At 70.0% G+C, this 18,486-nt stretch carries 13 protein-coding genes; 9 read left to right on the top strand and 4 right to left on the bottom strand.

Annotated elements, in window-relative coordinates; genetic code table 11:
- The first annotated feature begins 10 nt into the window (after window positions 1-10).
- The 3 genes from ACPCJR_RS03565 to ACPCJR_RS03555 all read left to right on the top strand — a co-directional run bounded on the left by ACPCJR_RS03565 (window position 11) and on the right by ACPCJR_RS03555 (window position 5,897).
- Window positions 11-1,912, top strand: coding sequence for a PhoX family protein (locus ACPCJR_RS03565; RefSeq protein WP_391510655.1), 1,902 nt, complete (start codon window positions 11-13; stop codon window positions 1,910-1,912).
- A gap of 284 nt (window positions 1,913-2,196) precedes the next feature.
- On the top strand, window positions 2,197-4,449 hold the full coding sequence (gene glyS, locus ACPCJR_RS03560) for a glycine--tRNA ligase subunit beta (RefSeq protein ID WP_391510656.1): 2,253 nt from the start codon (window positions 2,197-2,199) through the stop codon (window positions 4,447-4,449).
- 326 nt (window positions 4,450-4,775) lie between these two features.
- A complete protein-coding gene (locus ACPCJR_RS03555; RefSeq protein ID WP_391510657.1) occupies window positions 4,776-5,897 on the top strand; it encodes a helix-turn-helix transcriptional regulator in 1,122 nt (373 codons plus the stop codon).
- A 10-nt stretch (window positions 5,898-5,907) separates the two neighbouring features.
- Here ACPCJR_RS03555 and ybaL read toward each other — a convergent pair whose 3' ends face one another.
- Together ybaL and ACPCJR_RS03545 are read right to left on the bottom strand one after the other, a co-directional pair.
- Window positions 5,908-7,728, bottom strand: a complete 1,821-nt coding sequence (gene ybaL, locus ACPCJR_RS03550) for a YbaL family putative K(+) efflux transporter (RefSeq protein ID WP_391511206.1) — start codon at window positions 7,726-7,728, stop codon at window positions 5,908-5,910.
- Between the two features lie 108 nt (window positions 7,729-7,836).
- Window positions 7,837-9,648, bottom strand: coding sequence for a PHA/PHB synthase family protein (locus ACPCJR_RS03545; RefSeq protein WP_391510658.1), 1,812 nt, complete (start codon window positions 9,646-9,648; stop codon window positions 7,837-7,839).
- Window positions 9,649-9,774: 126 nt separating this feature from the next.
- Between ACPCJR_RS03545 and ACPCJR_RS03540 the strand changes: the two genes are divergently transcribed.
- The 5 genes from ACPCJR_RS03540 (at window position 9,775) to ACPCJR_RS03520 (ending at window position 14,814) form a co-directional block, all read left to right on the top strand.
- Window positions 9,775-10,134 (top strand): hypothetical protein, encoded by a 360-nt coding sequence (locus ACPCJR_RS03540; protein ID WP_391510659.1) that lies wholly within the window; start codon window positions 9,775-9,777, stop codon window positions 10,132-10,134.
- Window positions 10,135-10,269: 135 nt separating this feature from the next.
- On the top strand, window positions 10,270-11,490 hold the full coding sequence (locus tag ACPCJR_RS03535; protein ID WP_110350232.1) for an LL-diaminopimelate aminotransferase: 1,221 nt from the start codon (window positions 10,270-10,272) through the stop codon (window positions 11,488-11,490).
- Between the two features lie 178 nt (window positions 11,491-11,668).
- Window positions 11,669-11,884 (top strand): hypothetical protein, encoded by a 216-nt coding sequence (locus ACPCJR_RS03530; protein ID WP_391510660.1) that lies wholly within the window; start codon window positions 11,669-11,671, stop codon window positions 11,882-11,884.
- A 112-nt stretch (window positions 11,885-11,996) separates the two neighbouring features.
- Window positions 11,997-12,344 (top strand): hypothetical protein, encoded by a 348-nt coding sequence (locus tag ACPCJR_RS03525; protein WP_391510661.1) that lies wholly within the window; start codon window positions 11,997-11,999, stop codon window positions 12,342-12,344.
- Window positions 12,345-12,681: 337 nt separating this feature from the next.
- Entirely contained in the window at window positions 12,682-14,814 is a 2,133-nt protein-coding gene (locus ACPCJR_RS03520) for a sodium-translocating pyrophosphatase (RefSeq protein WP_391510662.1), read from the top strand.
- Between the two features lie 79 nt (window positions 14,815-14,893).
- On the opposite strand, the gene ACPCJR_RS03515 is transcribed toward ACPCJR_RS03520, so the two are convergent.
- A complete protein-coding gene (locus ACPCJR_RS03515; RefSeq protein WP_391510663.1) occupies window positions 14,894-15,139 on the bottom strand; it encodes a hypothetical protein in 246 nt (81 codons plus the stop codon).
- A gap of 382 nt (window positions 15,140-15,521) precedes the next feature.
- Here ACPCJR_RS03515 and ACPCJR_RS03510 point away from each other — a divergent pair, with 382 nt between their 5' ends.
- On the top strand, window positions 15,522-16,721 hold the full coding sequence (locus tag ACPCJR_RS03510; protein WP_391510664.1) for an L-dopachrome tautomerase-related protein: 1,200 nt from the start codon (window positions 15,522-15,524) through the stop codon (window positions 16,719-16,721).
- Between the two features lie 26 nt (window positions 16,722-16,747).
- On the opposite strand, the gene ACPCJR_RS03505 is transcribed toward ACPCJR_RS03510, so the two are convergent.
- Window positions 16,748-18,478 carry an adenylate/guanylate cyclase domain-containing protein gene (locus tag ACPCJR_RS03505; protein ID WP_391510665.1) on the bottom strand — a complete coding sequence of 577 codons (1,731 nt, stop codon included), beginning with the start codon at window positions 18,476-18,478 and terminating at the stop codon, window positions 16,748-16,750.
- Window positions 18,479-18,486 lie beyond the last annotated feature (8 nt).

Below are 18,486 nucleotides of genomic sequence, written 5' to 3'. Positions count from 1 at the left end.
GAGGCGCACGATGTCCGATATGCCCGACGCACCGACCGGAGCGCCCACCCTCGACGCGGTCATCGCGCACCGCTTCTCCCGGCGCGACCTGATGCGCGGCTCCCTCGCGACCGCACTCGCCGCCGGGATCGGATCGGGAACCGTTCCCGCCGCGGCCGAGGCGGCGCCCACCTTCGACTTCCCCGAGCTGGGCGCGGGGGTCGACGAGCACCTGCACGTGGCGGCCGGCTACGAGGCCGAGCCCCTGCTGCGCTGGGGCGACCCGCTCTTTTCCGACGCGCCCGCCTTCGACCCGAAGCGCCAGTCCGCCGCCGCCCAGGCACGCCAGTTCGGCTACAACAACGACTTCGTCGGCTTCATCCCGCTGGACGAGGCGGGCCGGCGCGGCCTGCTCGTGGTCAACCACGAATACACCAACGCCGAGCTGATGTTCCCCGGCCTCGGCGCCGCCGAGCGCAAGGCGGTGATCGCCGCCCTGAGCGCGGATCAGGTCGCGGTCGAGATGGCGGCCCATGGCGGCTCCGTGGTCGAGATCGTGCGCGAGGCCGAGGGCTGGCGCCCGGTGATCGGCTCGCCCTACACCCGGCGCATCACGGCGCAGACGCCCATGGACCTCACCGGCCCCGCCGCCGGCGATCCGCGCCTCGTGACCGCGGACGATCCCAGCGGCCGGCGCGTCCACGGCATGATCAACAATTGCTCGGGCGGGGTCACGCCCTGGGGCACGTGGCTCTCGGGCGAGGAGAACATCAACTACTACTTCGCCGGGGCTCTCCCCGCCGGACATCGTGAGGCCGAGAACGCCAAGGCGATGGGCATGGGCAGCCTGCAATACGCCTGGAGCCGCTTCCATCCGCGCTTCGACCTCGCGACGACGCCGAACGAGCCGAACCGCTTCGGCTGGGTGGTCGAGATCGATCCGTTCGATCCCGCCTCGACCCCCAGGAAGCGCACTGCGCTCGGCCGCTTCAAGCACGAGGGGGCGGCCGGCGCCCGCACCCTCGACGGACGCTACGCGGTCTATCTCGGCGACGACGAGCGCTTCCAGCACGTCTACCGCTTCGTCAGCGAGGGCAAGGTCCGGCCGGAGCGCGGGGCCAACGCGGATCTGCTCGATTCCGGCACGCTCAGCGCGGCCCGGTTCGAGCCCGACGGCACCGGCCGCTGGCTGCCGCTGGTCCACGGCCAGGGCAGGCTCGATGCGGGCAAAGGATTCGCCAGCCAGGCCGACGTGCTGATCGAGACCCGCCGCGCCGCCCGGCTCTCGGGCGCCACCCCGATGGACCGGCCCGAGGACATTGAGGCCAACCCGCGCACCGGCCGCGTCACCGTGATGCTGACGAACAACGCCAAGCGCAGCGCCGATCAGGCGGAGCCGGCCAACCCGCGCGGGCCGAACCTCTTCGGTCACGTCATCGAGATCATCCCCGACGGCACCGACCACGGCGCCGAGACCTTCCGCTGGGAGGTGCTGGTGCGCTGCGGCGACCCGGCCAAGCCGGAGGTGAAGGCGAGCTTTTCCGCGCTCACCACGGCGGACGGCTGGTTCGGCATGCCCGACAACTGCACCTTCGACGGGCGCGGGCGCCTCTGGGTCGCCACCGACGGCAACAACCGCCGCGCCACCGGCCGGGCCGACGGGATCTGGGCGGTGGAGACGGAGGGACCGCGCCGGGGCACGTCGCGCCACTTCCTGCGGGTGCCGGTGGGCGCCGAGATGTGCGGCCCCTGCTTCACGCCCGACGACGAGACCCTCTTCGTCGCCGTGCAGCATCCCGGCGAACCGGACGAGGACGGAGCGCTGGGCTCCTTCGAGAATCCCTCCACCCGCTGGCCGGATTTCTCCCCCGACCTGCCGCCCCGGCCCTCCGTGGTCGCGGTGACGCGCAAGGGGGGCGGGCGGATCGGGTGACGGCACAGCCGTCTTCGCGAGCGTCGGCGAAGCGATCCAGAAGCGCGACCTTCCCGGACGAGCGGGCGCTCTGGATTGCGTCGGCTTCGCCTCGCGAAGACGGTGTGGGCCCCCTCGTCCCTCGCTGCGGACGGACCGCGACAGTGAGCCAACTGCGCGACAGTGGCTCGCGTCGCGGGCCCCCGTTCGATCCGTTCCGCAGAAAATAACGGATCGGCTGCCCTGACAGAGCGACCCTATCTCCCGTCTCGACGCGGCCGGAGCGGGCGGCTATTCCCGCGCGCATGCCTGACCTCCTGCTCGAACTCCTCTCCGAAGAAATCCCCGCGCGCATGCAGCGGCGTGCGGCCGAGGATCTGAAGCGGCTCGTCACCGATGCGCTGGTGGAGCGCGGGTTCCTCTACGAGGGCGCCAAGGCCTTCGCGACGCCGCGGCGGCTGGCGCTGCACGTGGCCGGGCTGCCCGCCCGCGGCGAGGCCGTGCGCGAGGAGCGGCGCGGCCCCCGGGTCGGTGCCCCCGAGGCGGCGGTGCAGGGCTTCCTCAAGAGCGCCGGGCTCGCGAGCCTCGATCAGGCCACTACCGTTACCGACCCGAAGAAGGGCGAATTCTACCTCGCGGTGATCGAGCGTCCCGGCCGCGAGACGCTGGACGTGCTGGCCGAGATCCTGCCGGGGATCATCAGGAATTTCCCCTGGCCGAAATCGATGCGCTGGGGCGCGGCTTCCGCGCAGCCGGGTTCCCTGCGCTGGGTGCGTCCGCTGCAATCCATCGTGGCCACCTTCGGCCCCGAGACCGAGACGCCGGACGTGGTGCCCTTCTCGATCGACGGCATCACCGCCGGCACAACGACCCGCGGCCACCGCTTCCTGGCGCCGGAGCCGTTCGAGGTCCGCCGCTTCGACGATTACGTGCAGGGCCTCGACCGCGCCCAGGTGATCCTCGATGCCGACCGGCGCAAGGACATCATCCTGCACGATGCCCGCGACCTCGCCTTCGCCCGCGGCCTCGACCTCGTGGAGGACGAGGGCCTGCTGGAGGAGGTCGCCGGGCTGGTGGAGCGGCCCGTGGTGCTGATGGGCTCCTTCGAGGAGCGCTTCCTGGAGATCCCGGCCGAGGCGATCCGCGCGACCATCCGCGCCAACCAGAAGTGCTTCGTGCTGCGCCGGTCCGGCTCGGAGGAGCTGGCCCCGGCCTTCGTGCTGGTCTCGAACCTCGTCGCCTCGGACGGCGGCGCGGCGATCACCGCGGGCAACGAGCGCGTGGTGCGCGCCAGGCTCTCGGACGCAAAGTTCTTCTGGGAGACCGACCGGGCGACGAAGTTGGAGGACCGCCTCCCGAAGCTCGATGCGATCGTCTTCCACGAAAAACTCGGCACGCAGGGCGAGCGCGTCGCCCGCATCGCCGCGCTCGCAAAAGAGATCGCGCCGCTGGTGGGTGCCGATCCGGCGCTCGCCGAGCGCGCGGCGCGGCTCGCCAAGGCCGATCTCGTCACCGAGATGGTCGGCGAGTTCCCCGAGCTCCAGGGCCTGATGGGCCGCACATACGCGGCGCTCCAGGGCGAGCACGCCAGCGTCGCCGCGGCGATCGAGGAGCATTACAAGCCGGTCGGCCCGAGCGACCGGGTGCCGACCGATCCGGTCTCCATCGCCGTGGCGCTCGCCGACAAGCTCGACACGCTGGTGGGGTTCTGGGCGATCGACGAGAAGCCGACGGGGAGTAAGGACCCGTACGCGCTGCGGCGGGCGGCACTAGGCATGATTCGCTTGCTTCTCGAAAGATCAATTCGCGTAAATCTACTCTCTTCTTTGTGCTCTGTAACGAAATCTTGGGATCAATTCATTGCTTCAAAAAAACAAGGTTTTGCACTAAATTCGCTTGAGACGACTGTAAATTCTTTCGAGCAGGCGTTTCCAAATGTCAAAATCGTGCAAAGAATTGAGGCAAAGTTTGTTCTGAGCCTCGATCCATCGAAGGGCGAAAGGCAAAGCTCGGCGTCAGCGAAAGCAACCGATCTCCTCACCTTCTTCGCCGATCGCCTCAAGGTCTACCTCCGCGATCAGGGCGCCCGCCACGACCTGATCGACGCCGTCTTCGCCCTGCCCGGCCAGGACGACCTGCTGATGGTGGTCCGCCGGGTCGAGGCGCTCGGTGCCTTCCTCGCCACCGACGACGGCAAGAACCTGCTCGCGGGCTACAAGCGCGCGGCCAACATCCTGCGCATCGAGGAGAAGAAGGACGGGCGCGCCTACGACGCCGCCCCCGATGCCGCGCTCGCGGCCTCCGGCCAGCCCGAGGAGCAGGCGCTGGCCGACGCCCTGGCGGCCGCGCGCGAAGAAGCCTCCGCTTCCGTGGCGGCGGAGGATTTTGCCGGGGCCATGCGGGCGCTCTCACGGCTGCGGGCGCCGGTGGACGCGTTCTTCGAAGGCGTCACCGTTAACGCCGACGACCCGGCGTTGCGCGAGAACCGGCTCCTCCTCCTCAACGCCCTGCGCGCGGCCACCCGCGAGGTGGCCGACTTCTCCCGCATCGAGGGCTGAGGCGGATAAAGCCGACAGGCGGCGCGTCTGCCGCCTGGATTCGGCCCGGTGGCCGGACCCGGCTGCACCGGCGGCCCGGACGGCGCGCGACGCATCACGACAAAAGTTTTTCAACTTCTAGTCGTTTTGCTTGGGTCGAGGCGATGGGAAGATACATTTGGCGGTCGCCACGCGGCGGGTCGTAGTAAGCCTCGGCACCTCCTAGCTTCAGGTAGTGTGTGCTGCTGCACAATCACGCTCAAGCTGCTGCATTGTTGCCGATTTCACACGGTTTCCGGATCGAAAATATGCTTCAAACTTGAGCATATCTTCCTCCGTACCGGTCGATGTCAGGTTTCGATCCCCTCTCCCTGATCGACGCCTGCTACGCGGCAGCGCTCGATCCCGATCGGTGGCCCGACGCGCTCGACGGGATCGCCGATGCCGTCGAGGCGCGCGGCACGGTGATCGTCTCGCACGACCCGGCGCGCACGGCGCAGACGCTGGCTTCCACCCGGCTCGCCGAGGTGAACCACGATTACAGCGTCGGCGGTTGGTGGCAGCACGACACGCGCATTCGCCTGGGGCGGGAGCGCGGATTGCTGCGACCGGGCACCATCACCGTCGACGAGATGTACGTCGCGCCCGAGTTGAAGCGCACCGACCCGTTCTTCCAGCACTTCCTGACGCGGCACGGCCTCGGCAATCTCTGCGGCTACATCGATGCCGACGCCGTCGACGGCCACACGCTCTCCTTCTCGACGCCGCGCGATGCCCGCAAGGGAGCGTTCGAGGGCAGCGAGGTCGAACGGCTGGCGCTCATCGGTCCGCACGTCATCCGCGCCTTCCGCTTGACCACGCTCGTCGGCGCGCTGCGCAGCGAGGCGAGCGGCTTCGCCTCCGCCCTGGAGCGGATGCGGGCGGGCCTCATCGCTCTCGACCGGCGTGGGCGCGTCCGCTTCGTCAATCCCGCCGGGGAAGGGTTGAGCCTCGGCGTGCTCGCCCTGCGTACCGGCGAGGTACCGAAATCCGCCGCGCCGGCCGACCGGGACCGCTTCGATCGCTTTCTGGCCGCCGCTCTGCCGGAACGGGGATGGCCGCAGCCGGCCTCGATCCTTCTGCGTCGCCGGGGCGGCCCGCTCTTCATCGAAGCGCTGCCCCTGCGCGGCCCCGATCCGTTCGCGATCGGCGCCGCCGACCTCGAGGGCGGGGTGCTCCTGCTGCTGCGCGACCTGCTGGCGCCGGCCCATCGCGCGATCGAGCCGCTGCTGGAGCAACTGGGCCTGACCCGGGCGGAGGCGCGTGTGGCGGCCCTGGTCGGGCGGGGCGCCGCGCCGCGGGCGGTGGCGGCGCAACTCGCGGTCGGCGAGAGCACCGTGCGCAGCCAGATCAGGGCGGTCTATGCCAAGCTCGCCCTGCGTCGCCAGAGCGAGCTGGCGGTGCTGATCACGCGCCTCGACGGCCTGTGAGGCCCGGGCGTCACGCCTCTGGCTCGTCCCGGCGCTGGCGCAACTCGGGCACCGACTGACCCGCCGGGGGCGCGGCCACGATCTGGTTCTCGGAGCGGCTCGAATCCACGAACAGCCGTACCTCGCCCTCGCGCACGCCGAGGCTGCGCAGGGCGTAGGTCATCATGCCCAGCGCCAGTTCGCGCTCGGCCATGAGCACGAGGCCGACGCCGTCCTCCTCCAGCCGGCGCCGCTCGGCCTCGCTGTGGGTGCGCACCACGCTGTCGATGCCGGGATTGGCCGCGCGGGCCTTGGCGAGCAGCCGCCGCCCCTGGTGCGAATCGGGCGTGGCCAGCACGACGAGGCGGGCCGAGCCGATATCGGCGGCCTCCAGGATGCCGGGGGCGGAGGCGTCGCCGAACACCGCCGGCACGCCCTGCGCCCGCAGATCCTCGACCCGGCGCCGGTCGCGCTCCACCACCACGAAGGGCAGCTTCCAGTCGTGCAGCGCCTTGCCGATGGCGCTGCCGACCCGGCCGTAGCCGACGATGACCGCATGGTCCCGCATGCCCTCGCCGCTGGTGCTCATGGGCAGCGGCGCCGCCACGCGCCGCTCCAGACGGCGGCGCCATTCCGGCCGTTCGCCGAGATAGAGCGAGACCCGGTCGGCCAGGGCGAAGAACAGCGGGTTGAGGGTGATCGACAGGAGCGCCCCGCCCAGGATCAGGTCGCGGCCGGATTCCGGCAGCAGCTTCAGGGAGATGCCGAGGGAGGCCAGGATGAACGAGAACTCGCCGATCTGCGCCAGACTCGCGGCGATGGTCAGCGCGGTGCCGACCGGATGGCCGAAGGCGAGCACGATGGCGATGGCCGCGAGCGATTTGCCCAGGACGATGACGCCGACCACGCCGAGGATCGCCAGCGGCTCGCGCAGGACGATACCCGGATCGAACAGCATGCCGACCGAGACGAAGAACAGCACCGCGAAGGCGTCCTGCAGGGGCAGGGAATCCGCCGCCGCCTGATGGCTGAGGTCGGATTCGGACAGCACCATGCCGGCGAAGAAGGCGCCGAGCGCGAAGGACACGCCGAACAGTTCGGAGGAGGCGTAGGCGATGCCGACGGCACTGGCCAGCACCGCCAGGGTGAACAGCTCCCGCGAGCCGGTGCGGGCGGCCAGCCCCATCAGGTAGGGCACGACGCGCCGTCCCCCGACCAGCATGATCGCCACGAACACGCTGACCTTGGCCAGCGTCAGCCCCAGGCTCAGCCACAGGTTCTGCCCAGGCGCGCCGTGATGGGCGCCGCCCCCGGCCGCCTCCCCGCCGAGCGAGGGGGCGAGGGCCGGCAGCAGCACGAGGGCCAGCACCATGGCCAGATCCTCGACGATCAGCCAGCCGACCGCGATGCGGCCCTTGTCCGAATCGAGCAGGCCCCGCCCTTCGAGCGCCCGCAGCAGCACCACGGTGCTCGCCACCGAGAGCGCCAGTCCGAAGACGAGGCCCGCACCCGCGCTCCAGCCGAAGGCCCAGGCCAGCCCCGCCCCCATGATCGTCGCGACGGCGATCTGCACGATCGCGCCCGGCAGGGCGATGGTGCGCACCGCCATCAGGTCCGCGATTGAGAAGTGCAGGCCGACGCCGAACATCAGCAGGATGACGCCGAGTTCGGCGAGCTGGCTCGCCAGCTCCGGATCGCCGACGAAGCCGGGCGTGAAGGGGCCGATGGCGATGCCGGCCACGAGGTAGCCGACGAGCGGCGGCAGCCGCAGGCGCTGGGCCAGCATGCCGCCGACGAAGGCGCTGACCATGCCCAGCGCGATGATCGAAATGAGTCCCGTGGCGTGCGGCAACGCGGTCCAACCCTCCGGGGCGCGAACCGGCCCCGGGGTCAGATAAGGCAAATCACGGTCCCGTGTCCGCAGCCGAGACGTTGCCGATCCACGCTTGTCCCGAAAACCTCAGGCTTTCATGCGGACATAGGAGCCCGGTGCCGGTTCGAGCGCGGGCAGCGCCCCCGCGCCCGGGATGCGGGCGGGCACGCGCTCGGGGGCCTGCTCTTCGAGCCACTTGGACCAGTAGGGCCACCACGAGCCCTCGTGCTCGGTCGCCCGCTCCACCCATTCCTCGAACCGTCCCTTGGCCGGTCCGCCGGTGCGGAAGCCGTACTTCGCCTTCTTGCCCGGCGGGTTCACGACCCCCGCGATGTGGCCCGAACCCGCCAGCACGTAATCGACCGGGCCGCCGAACTTCTTCGAGCCCTCGAACACCGACAGCGCCGGGGCGATGTGGTCCTCGCGGGTGGCGAGGTTGAAGACGGGGATTTTCACCTTCTTCATGTCGAGGCGCACGTTGCCGATTACCATCTGCCCCTTCGAGAGGGTGTTGTTGAGGTAGCAATTGCGCAGGTAGAACGAGTGGTTGGCCGCCGGCATCCGCGTGGCGTCGGCGTTCCAGTAGAGCAGGTCGAAGGCCTGAGGGGCCTTGCCGCGCACGTAGTTGTTGACGACGTAGGACCAGATCAGGTCGTTCGGGCGCAGCATGTTGAAGGCGTTGGCCATGCGCGAGCCGTCGAGATAGCCGCGCTCGGCCATCCGCGCCTCGATCCCCTTGATCTGGTTCTCGTCGGCGAAGACCTTGAGATCGCCCGCATGGGTGAAGTCGACCTGCGTCGTCAGGAAGGTCGCGCTCTGGATGCGCCGGTTGCCGGTGGCGGCCTGATAGGCCAGCGTGACGGCGAGCAGCGTGCCGCCGACGCAGTAGCCCGCCGCCGCGACCTCGGTCTCCCCGGTGGCGACGCCGATCATGTCGATGGCGGTCTCGATGCCCTCGCGCATGTAGGATTCGAAATCCTTGTCGCGGTGGCGCTCGTCCGGGTTCACCCAGGAGATCACGAATACCGTGATGCCCTGCGAGACCATCCAGCCGATGAAGCTCTTCTGCGGGTTGAGGTCGAGGATGTAGTACTTGTTGATCCAGGGCGGCACGATCAGCAGCGGGCGCTTGAGCACCGTTTCGGTCGCCGGCGTGTACTGGATCAACTCCATCAGGTCGTTGCGGAAGATGACCTCGCCGGGGGTCACCGCCACGTCCTTGCCGAAGGTGAAGGCGGTGACGTCGGTCTGGCGCACCCGGAGCTGGCCGGCACCGGCCTCCAGATCCTCCTGCAGCATCTTCATGCCGCGCATCAGGTTGGCGCCGCCCTCCTCCAGCGTCTGGCGCAGGAGTTCGGGGTTCGTTATCACGAAGTTCGAGGGCGAGTAGGCCGAGAGCAGCTGGCGCAGGTAGAATTCCGCCTTGTGCCGGGTGTGTTCGTCGATGCCGTCCGCCGTCTCGACCATCTCCTCCGCCCAGCGGCCGAGGATCAGGTAGCTCTGCTTGATGACGTCGAAGATCGGGTTCGCGGACCAGTCGGCATGGGCGAAGCGCTTGTCCTTCGCCTCGGGCTGCGCGACCGGAACGGCGGCCGCGCCCTGCATGCGGGTCAGGGTCGAGGCCCAGAGCGCGGCGAAGGACTGACTGAGCTTGGTCTGGGCCTGGAGCGCCTTCTCGGGGTCCTTGAGCCACGTCTCCGCGACCCGGGTCAGGGTGCGGGTCATCTCGTCGATCTCGTCGGAGCCCTGAAGCTTCGGCCCCGGGAGTTTGACGCCCGTCTGCTCGAACGGCTTCAAGGAGGCGGCCGCCGATTGCCGGAACACCTCCGCGAGCTGATTCGCGTTTCGCGCAATCGTCTCGAAATCCGGCATTGCCGGGTTCGTCTGCTCCGTCGCCACGCGACCTGTCCTCCCGGCATCGGCCCGCTTCCCGCCCCACGCGGCGGCCCGAGCCTCGTTTCCGACAAATTAACGCTCCACCTCGCAGATGTCGCCCGCTCCAGGCTCCATTTCCAGACCGTTGTCATGTTCTTGAGCCGCACCCTCCGCGCCGCAGCCCTGGCCCTGCCGGTCTTCGCTGTCGCCGCGTCGGCAGGCGGCTGCTCCAACGACGTGAACCCCCTCAAAGCCGCCTTCACCGGCGCCGATCCGCGGCCGGTGACGGCACCGGACTTCGTCGCCGGCTCGCGTTGGAGCGACGCGGACTACATGCCGGTCGGAGAATCGGCTCCCCGGCGCACGATCCGCGCCCGCAACGCGGCCGGCCAGAGCGCGCTCGAAGCGGAGCTGGAGGGCGCGCGCAACCGCAACCAGGCCAAGGGCCGGGCGGCGGAAGGCGCGGCCAAGGACGCCGCCAAGGGGCTCGCACCCAACCCGGTGCAGTAGGTCCCGGCAGTTCTCGCGCCGGGCACGCAGAATCAGGGTCGGCGCGCGGGCGCGTCGATGGTAAACAGACCGACTCCTCACCGCCGACGACGCTTGCGGGAGGATCAGTTCCGCGACACCGGACAGAACGACGCCATGACCGATTTCCACCGCATCAAGCGCTTGCCCCCCTACGTCTTCGAGCAGGTGAACCGGATCAAGGCCGCAGCCCGAGCCCGGGGCGCCGACATCATCGATCTCGGCATGGGCAATCCCGACCTCGACGCGCCGCGCCACGTCATCGAGAAGCTCGTCGAGACCGCCGGCAAGCCGCGCACCGACCGCTACTCCGCCTCGAAGGGCATCGCCGGCCTGCGCCGCGCCCAGGCCGGCTACTACCAGCGCCGCTTCGGCGTCAGCCTCAATCCCGAGACCCAGGTGGTGGCCACGCTCGGCTCGAAGGAAGGCTTCGCCAACATGGCCCAGGCGATCACGGCGCCGGGCGACGTGGTGCTGGTGCCCAACCCGAGCTACCCGATCCACGCCTTCGGCTTCCTGATGGCGGGCGGCGTGATCCGCTCCGTGCCCGCCGAGCCGACCCCGGCCATGTTCCCGGCGCTCGAGAAGGCGGTCGTCCACTCGATCCCCAAGCCCGTGGCGCTCGTCGTCTGCTATCCCTCGAACCCGACCGCCTACGTGGCCAGCCTCGACTTCTACCGGGATCTCGTCGCCTTCGCGAAGAAGCACGAGCTGATCCTGCTCTCGGATCTGGCCTATGCCGAGGTCTATTTCGACGACAAGAACCCGCCGCCCTCCGTGCTGCAGGTGCCCGGCGCCATCGACTGCACGGTGGAGTTCACCTCGCTCTCGAAGACCTTCTCGATGGCGGGCTGGCGCATGGGCTTCGCGGTGGGCAACGAGCGGCTGCTCGCGGCGCTGACCCGGGTGAAGTCCTACCTCGATTACGGCGCCTTCACGCCGATCCAGGTCGCGGCCACGGCCGCGCTCAACGGGCCCGACGACTGCATCAAGGAGATGCGCGCCACCTACAAGAAGCGCCGCGACGCGCTGATCGAGTCCTTCGGCAAGGCCGGCTGGAAGCTGCCCGCGCCCGAGGCCTCGATGTTCGCTTGGGTGCCGATCCCGGAAAAATTCCGGGAACTCGGCAGCCTCGAGTTCTCCAAGCTGCTCCTCGAGAAGTCGGATGTGGCGGTCGCGCCGGGCATCGGCTTCGGCGAGCACGGCGACGAGTTCGTGCGCATCGCCCTGGTGGAGAACGAGCAGCGCATCCGGCAGGCCGCGCGCAACGTGCGCCGCTTCTTCGACAACGCCGACCGCACGCTCCACAACGTGGTGCCGATGCAGAAGGCGGTCTGAGACAGCCGGGAACAACGTCCGGCCGTTGTTGCGGCCGGGCGACAGGCGCGGGGCAATCGGCTCCGGGCCGGGCCACGTGCGGCCGGAGAAGCTTGTCAGCGGGGCGATCCGTCCGCAGGGTCGTCTTCCGTTCCGCCGCCGGGCCGTCCCGGTGGACGGACGTGTTTCGAGGAACCGCATGCGCCGCCTGAAGCTCTTCGCCGCCCTGGCGCTCGCCGGCGCCGCCGCCGGAGCCTGCGCGCCCCACCCGATCGTGGCCCGCGACCCCGTGCCCGCCCCCTCCCCCGAGGAGGCCTATTCCTGCAGCTCGACCCCGCTCGTGTTGAACGCCTACAAGACGGACTGCACGCCGGTGGTGCGCGAGCCGCGCGCCGTCCTGCGCTCCAAGGGCTGAGGCCGGCGGATCGGGGGCGGGACGCCCGGCGTCTCCGCCCGTCAACGTTTCCTTGTCACGTCCCGGGGCTTGATCGCACCCTCGAGACGCCTGCCAACGACGGAGTACGCGCTTGGCCGATGCCCGCCTTCTCTTCCTCGCCGCCTCGCTCGTCCTCGTGACGGGCGCCGCCGCCGCCCAGGGCCTGCGGGACCGCCCCTACGGCGAGACCCGCAGCCCGATGGTCTACGAGGTCGATCCCGAGACCGGCCGCTTCCCGGGGCCGCCGATCAGCAAGGACGGTCAGGATCTGCGCGCCATCGGTGCCGTGCCCGTGCCGACCGTGATTAACGGCGGCGCGTTCGGCCCCACCGGCAACGACTATTTCGGCGAATTGCTGCTCGCCACGCCCCAGGGGCCCCGCCGGCCCTCCGACGGCTACGTGCTGGCACCCGCCTACCGTTCTCCGCCGCTGCGCTGAGGAGCGGCGCATAGCGACGGACTTGGCCGAAGGGCGCAGGGCAACCTGCGCCCTTCGGCGTTTCAGGCCCGGCCGCATTCTCGGCCGCGCGGCCAAATCAGCTTTGACGCATCGTATTGCATCGCAATGATTGCATTGCAGCAATCGAAAACTTGTCAGTATCCTGCATCTTGGCTGTTTCTAAGGTTGTGAACGCTCCGAAGCGTTTGCGCTGGTGGCCGAATTTTGGCAATCAAGTTCCGCTTCTCCAGGGAGGGCGCCTGATACCCCGAGCGGATCGTCCCGTGGCCATCCCGGCCAGGCTCGGCAACCACAATCAAAATCCAAGGACGCACGAATGACCGCACTCTTGCTGATCATCGTGGGCGGGCTGTGCGCCGTCGCCTACGGTGTTGTGACCATCCGTGACGTGATGCGCCGCGATGCGGGCACACAGCGCATGCAGGAGATCGCAGGCGCCATCGCCGAGGGGGCCCAGGCCTATCTCCGGCGCCAATACGCCACCATCGGCCTCGTCGGCCTCGTGCTCTTCGTCCTTCTGGCTTGGTTCCTCGGCATCAAGGTCGCCATCGGCTTCCTGATCGGCGCGGTGCTCTCGGGTGCGGCCGGCTTCATCGGCATGAACGTGTCGGTCCGCGCCAACGTCCGCACGGCGCAGGCCGCCACCCAGTCGCTCGGCGGCGGCCTGGAGGTCGCGTTCAAGTCCGGTGCCGTCACTGGCATGCTGGTGGCGGGCCTCGCGCTGCTGGGCGTCGCCCTCTACTACCTGTTCCTCACCCGCGGCGCCGGGCTGGCGCCGGGCAGCCGCGAAGTGATCGACGCGCTCGTGGCTCTTGGCTTCGGCGCCTCTCTGATCTCGATCTTCGCGCGGCTCGGCGGCGGCATCTTCACCAAGGGCGCCGATGTCGGCGGCGATCTCGTCGGCAAGGTCGAGGCCGGCATTCCCGAGGACGATCCGCGCAACCCCGCCACCATCGCCGACAACGTGGGCGACAACGTCGGCGACTGCGCCGGCATGGCCGCGGACCTGTTCGAGACCTACGCGGTGACGGTCGTCGCCACGATGGTTCTCGCCGCGATCTTCTTTGCGGGCAACGCCGCCGTGCTCGAAGCCATGATGCTCTACCCGCTGGCCATCGGCGCGGCCTGCATCGTCACCTCGATCGCGGGGACCTACGCGGTCAAGCTCGGCGCCAACCAGTCGATCATGGGCGCGCTCTACAAGGGCCTGATCGTGGCGGGCGTGCTCTCGATCGCGGCCATCGCGGGCGTCAATCTCGCCCTGTTCGGCGGCTTCTCGACCACCTTCACCACGAATACGGGCCTGACCTTCTCCTCGGGTGCGCTGTTCGGCTGCGCGGTGCTCGGCCTCGTCATCACGGCGCTGATCGTGGTCATCACCGAGTACTACACCGGCACGAACTTCCGGCCGGTGAAGTCGATCGCCACCGCCTCCGTCACCGGCCACGGCACCAACGTGATCCAGGGGCTGGCGATCTCGCTCGAATCGACCGCGCTGCCCGCCCTCGTCATCGTGGCGGGCATCATCGCCACCTACGCGCTGGGCGGCCTGTTCGGCATCGCCATCGCCGTCACCGCGATGCTGGCGCTGGCCGGCTTCATCGTCGCCCTCGACGCCTTCGGCCCCGTCACCGACAACGCGGGCGGCATCGCCGAGATGGCCGGCCTGCCCGCCGACGTGCGCAAGGCGACCGACGCCCTCGACGCGGTGGGCAACACCACCAAGGCCGTGACCAAGGGTTACGCGATCGGCTCGGCGGGCCTCGGCGCGCTGGTGCTGTTTGCCGCCTACACCTCGGACCTGAACTACTTCATCGCCAATGCCAGCCCGACGCAGTACCGCTTCTTCCAGGGCGTCTCCGTCGATTTCTCGCTCTCCAACCCCTACGTCGTGGTCGGCCTGCTGCTGGGCGGACTGATCCCGTTCCTGTTCGCGGGCATCGCCATGACGGCGGTGGGCCGCGCGGCCGGCGCGGTGGTCGAGGAGGTGCGCCGCCAGTTCCGGGCCAAGCCCGGCATCATGCAGGGCACCGACCGGCCGGATTACGGCCGCGCCGTCGACATGCTGACCCGGGCGGCGATCAAGGAGATGATCATCCCCTCGCTGCTGCCGGTGCTCTCGCCGATCGTGATCTTCTTCGTGATCCAGGCGATCGCGGGCAAGTCCCAGGCCTTCGCCACGGTGGGCGCCTCGCTGCTCGGCGTGATCCTCACCGGCCTCTACGTCGCGATCTCGATGACCTCGGGCGGCGGCGCCTGGGACAACGCCAAGAAGTACATCGAGGACGGGCATCACGGCGGCAAGGGCTCGGACGCCCACAAGGCGGCCGTGACCGGCGACACCGTCGGCGACCCCTACAAGGACACGGCGGGCCCCGCCGTGAACCCGGCGATCAAGATCACCAACATCATCGCCCTGCTGCTCCTCGCGGTTCTGGCCCACGCCTGACCGGGAGTTCGATCGAAAGGAAGAGCCCGCCGCGGGGGACCGCGGCGGGCTCTTCTCGTTCGGGCGGTTTGCGAGAGGCTTAGTCGCAGCTCTCCTTGGTGACCGTCTTGCGGTCGCCGAGGTCGTTCTCCTTGGTCACCGACTTGGTGGAGCAGCCGCTCGTGGTGCTCTCGCGCCGCTCGACGGTGGTCGAGGAGGTGCTGGCGGGGCGGTCCACCACGACCCGGTCCGGCGCATCGCGCTCGATCACGGTGGTCTGGGCGCTGGCGCCGGACACACCGGCGAGCGTCAGGATCGCGGCGGCGGCGAGAAGGGAGTTGCGCATGTCGTCCTCCGAAATGGTCAAAACTGCGCGAGTAACGGCGAACCAACCTGAACCGTTCCAGCGAATGTGAGAGCGCGATTTCGCTCTGCGCGCCAGAGTCGGAAGCGTATTCCGGCGGGAAAGCGAAGCGTGGATCTCGGCGCGAGGCCGATGCGGCGCGGGCGAACGTTTGTGGTGTCCTCCGGCTCAAGACCTATCGGGCGCGCTCCCGCTTGCCCCGCGAGCGCAACCGCGTGCCGGAGGCGGAACCGACCGCGATCGACCCAATCCCGGCCTGAGCCGAACACCGACGCTTTCGGGCAAACGGTTTCGTGAAGGACCTCGGCCGGATGGGCCGGGGTTCAGCGGACGAACGCCCCGCATCCGACCGAGATCGCCCGACATGCCGAGACTGTCCCACACCCTCGCTGCGGCTCTGCTGGCCGGAACGATCGCCGGCGCATTGCCCGCCGCCTTGCCCGCCGCGGCGCAGGAGGCCGGCTCGGCGCTCACCAAGGTGGCAGGCTTCGAGCATCAGGTCACCGGCGTGACGGTGGCCCGCGACGGGCGCATCTTCGTCAACTTCCCCCGCTGGAGCGAGGATGCCCCTGTCTCGGTGGCCGAGCTGAAGGACGGCAAGCCGGTCCCCTACCCGGACGCGGAGTGGAATTCCTGGCGCAACGCCAAGAAGGACGCGATCGACCCCAAGAATCACTTCGTCTGCGTCCAGAGCGTGGTGGCCGACGGGCAGGACCGGCTCTGGGTGGTGGATGCCGCCGCCCCGGCCATGGCGCACGTGATCAAGGACGGGCCCAAGCTCGTCGGCATCGATCTGAAGACCAATCGGGTCGTCAAGACGATCCCCTTCGACACCAGCACCGTGATGCAGGCCTCCTACCTCAACGACGTGCGGATCTCGCCCGACGGCAAGACCGCCTACCTCACCGATTCCGGCGCCGAGGGCGCGCTGATCGTGGTCGATCTCGACAGCGGCTCGGCCAAGCGCATCCTCTCGGGCGATCCCTCGACCATGCCCGACAAGTCCGTGACCGTGACCTATGACGGCAAGCCGCTGCGCCGGCCCGACGGCCGCGGCGTGGAATTCGCCGCCGACGGCATCGCGCTCTCGAACGACGGCAAGACGCTCTACTGGCAGGCGATCAAGGGCAAGACGCTCTACAGCCTGCCGACCGACGCGCTCACCGGCTGGACCGCCGCCTCGGTCGTGCCCGACAGCCTCACCGACAAGAGCCTGTCGGGCAAGGTGACCAAGGTCGGCGAGAACGGCGTCGCCGACGGCCTGCTGATCGCGCGGCGCGATGGGCGGATGTACGTGACCTCGCCGCAGGACAACGCGGTGAAGGTGCGCGACCTCGCAGCCGGCAGGGACGGGCTCACCACCCTCGTGCAGGACCCGTCCTTGCGCTGGCCTGACACCTTCAGCGAGGGGCCGGACGGAACGATCTACGTCACCACCTCGCACATCCAGGATTCGGCCGACTACAAGCCCGGCGCGCCGGTCAGCCTGCCGACGGAATTGTGGGCGATCAAGCCGTCGGCCTCGGAGGCCACCGGCTCGACCGGGGCCGCGCCCGCCCGCTGACGGGTGCCGCGCGGCCCTGCGCTGACTCAGCCCTCCTGCAAAACGGCCGTTACGCGGGCCTCGATCAGCCGGACCCGCAGCGGCTGCGCACGCCCCGTGAGCGTCACCTCGTGCAGATCCCCGGCGGGCAGGCCGGCGGAGTCGTAGACGGCCTCCGAGATCACGGCGACCTTGCCCATCGCCTTGGTCAGGCCTTCCAGCCGCGCGGCCACGTTGACCGTGTCACCGAGCACCGTGAAGCGGGACTCGGCCTCGTCGCCCATCTCGCCGACGATGGCCGTGCCGGCGTGCAGGCCGATGCCGTAGCGCAGCCGCTCGCCGAGATCGGCGGCGAGCGTCCGGTTGAGCTGCTCCACCTGCTCGGCGATCCCATCGACGGCCGCGAGCGCCGCGCGGGCGGCGCGCTTCGGATCGTCGTCGAGGCCGAAGATCGCCATCAGCCCGTCCCCGAGATGCTGGTTCACCGAGCCGCCCGCCTCGCGCACGCCCCGGCCGACCGCGCCGAGGAAGCGGCCGATGACGAACACGGTGTCGTAGGGAAGGCGCTCCTCCGCGAGCCGGGTCGAGCCGCGCAGGTCCGCGAACAGCACGACGACGAAGCGCTCCTCGCCGGTCGCGGCCCGCTCCGTGTCGTGGCTCGGGGCATGGCGGGCCTGCGGGGTGAAGAGCGGCGCGACGGTCAGGTCGCGGTCGGGGCGGAGCTGACAGGCCAGCCGGATGCCGGGGCTCGCGCCGATGCGGTCGAGGACGAGGCGCTCCGCCCGCTCCGGCTCCGGCAGGAAACGGCCCCGCTCGGTATCGACGACCCGGATGCGGCAGGTCGAGCAGCGCCCGCGTCCGCCGCAGACGCTGGCATGGGGCACCCGCCCCCGGCGGCTCGCCTCCAGCACGCTGCTGCCCCGCGGCACCCGGACGATCCGGCCGTCCGGATAGGTGATGCGCACGAAGCCGCCGCGGGTCTCGGCCAGGGTTCGGATTCCGCGGGCCAGCACCACGAGCGCGAGCGCCGCCGCGTAGGCGCCCATCAGCCCGCGCCGCACGGCCGCCAAGCGCTCGCCCTGCGCGGGCAGACCGACATGGCCGGGCCCCAGGAACTCCGCCCGCCAAGCCGGATCGGCGGCAAGAAGAGCGACGCTGCGCCCGCCCTGGACGATGCCGAGCAGGGCGAGCACCGGAACGAGCACCGCGCCCGCGAGCAGCCAGGGCGCGGCGCGGGCGAAGCCGCGCTTCAGCCGGAGCCAGAAATAGAGCCCGAAGCAGCCGTGCAGCCAGGCCGCGACGAGCCCGGCCGCCAGCATCGCGCCCGAGCCGGGATTCGCGACCCAGGTGGCGTAGAGAACCTGCGGATAGCCGCGTTCGATCTCCTCCAGGCTCCAGGCCAGCCGCGTGCCGACGACGTGGCTGAGGAGCAGCACGGGGACGGCGAGGCCGAGCAGGAACTGCGCCGTCTCGACCGGGCGCAGGCGGAAGAAGCGCCGCTCGTAGAGGGCGTGCAGGCCCAGGACGAGATGCAGGAGAAGCGCTCCGTAGAGAAGCACGAGAGCGGGCTGCGTGCGCCAGAGCGCGACCTTGACGGCGAGCCCCGCCTCCAGCGCCTCCAGCGAGACGTTGCCGAGCGCGTGGGTGGAGAGGTGCGTGAGCACGTAGGCGAACAGCACGAGGCCGCTGCCGAGGCGAAGCTGCCGCGTGCTCGGGTGGACCGAACGCAGCGCGCGCAAGAGGCCGGCCCCGCCCGGACGCGCTGCCTGCTCTAACACTCGCCCGG

This window comes from Methylobacterium sp. NPDC097929 (assembly GCF_049543375.1).
Lineage (GTDB): Bacteria > Pseudomonadota > Alphaproteobacteria > Rhizobiales > Beijerinckiaceae > Methylobacterium.
Note: the sequence above shows the minus strand (reverse complement) of the source record. Positions and strands in the feature narration are given on the sequence as shown.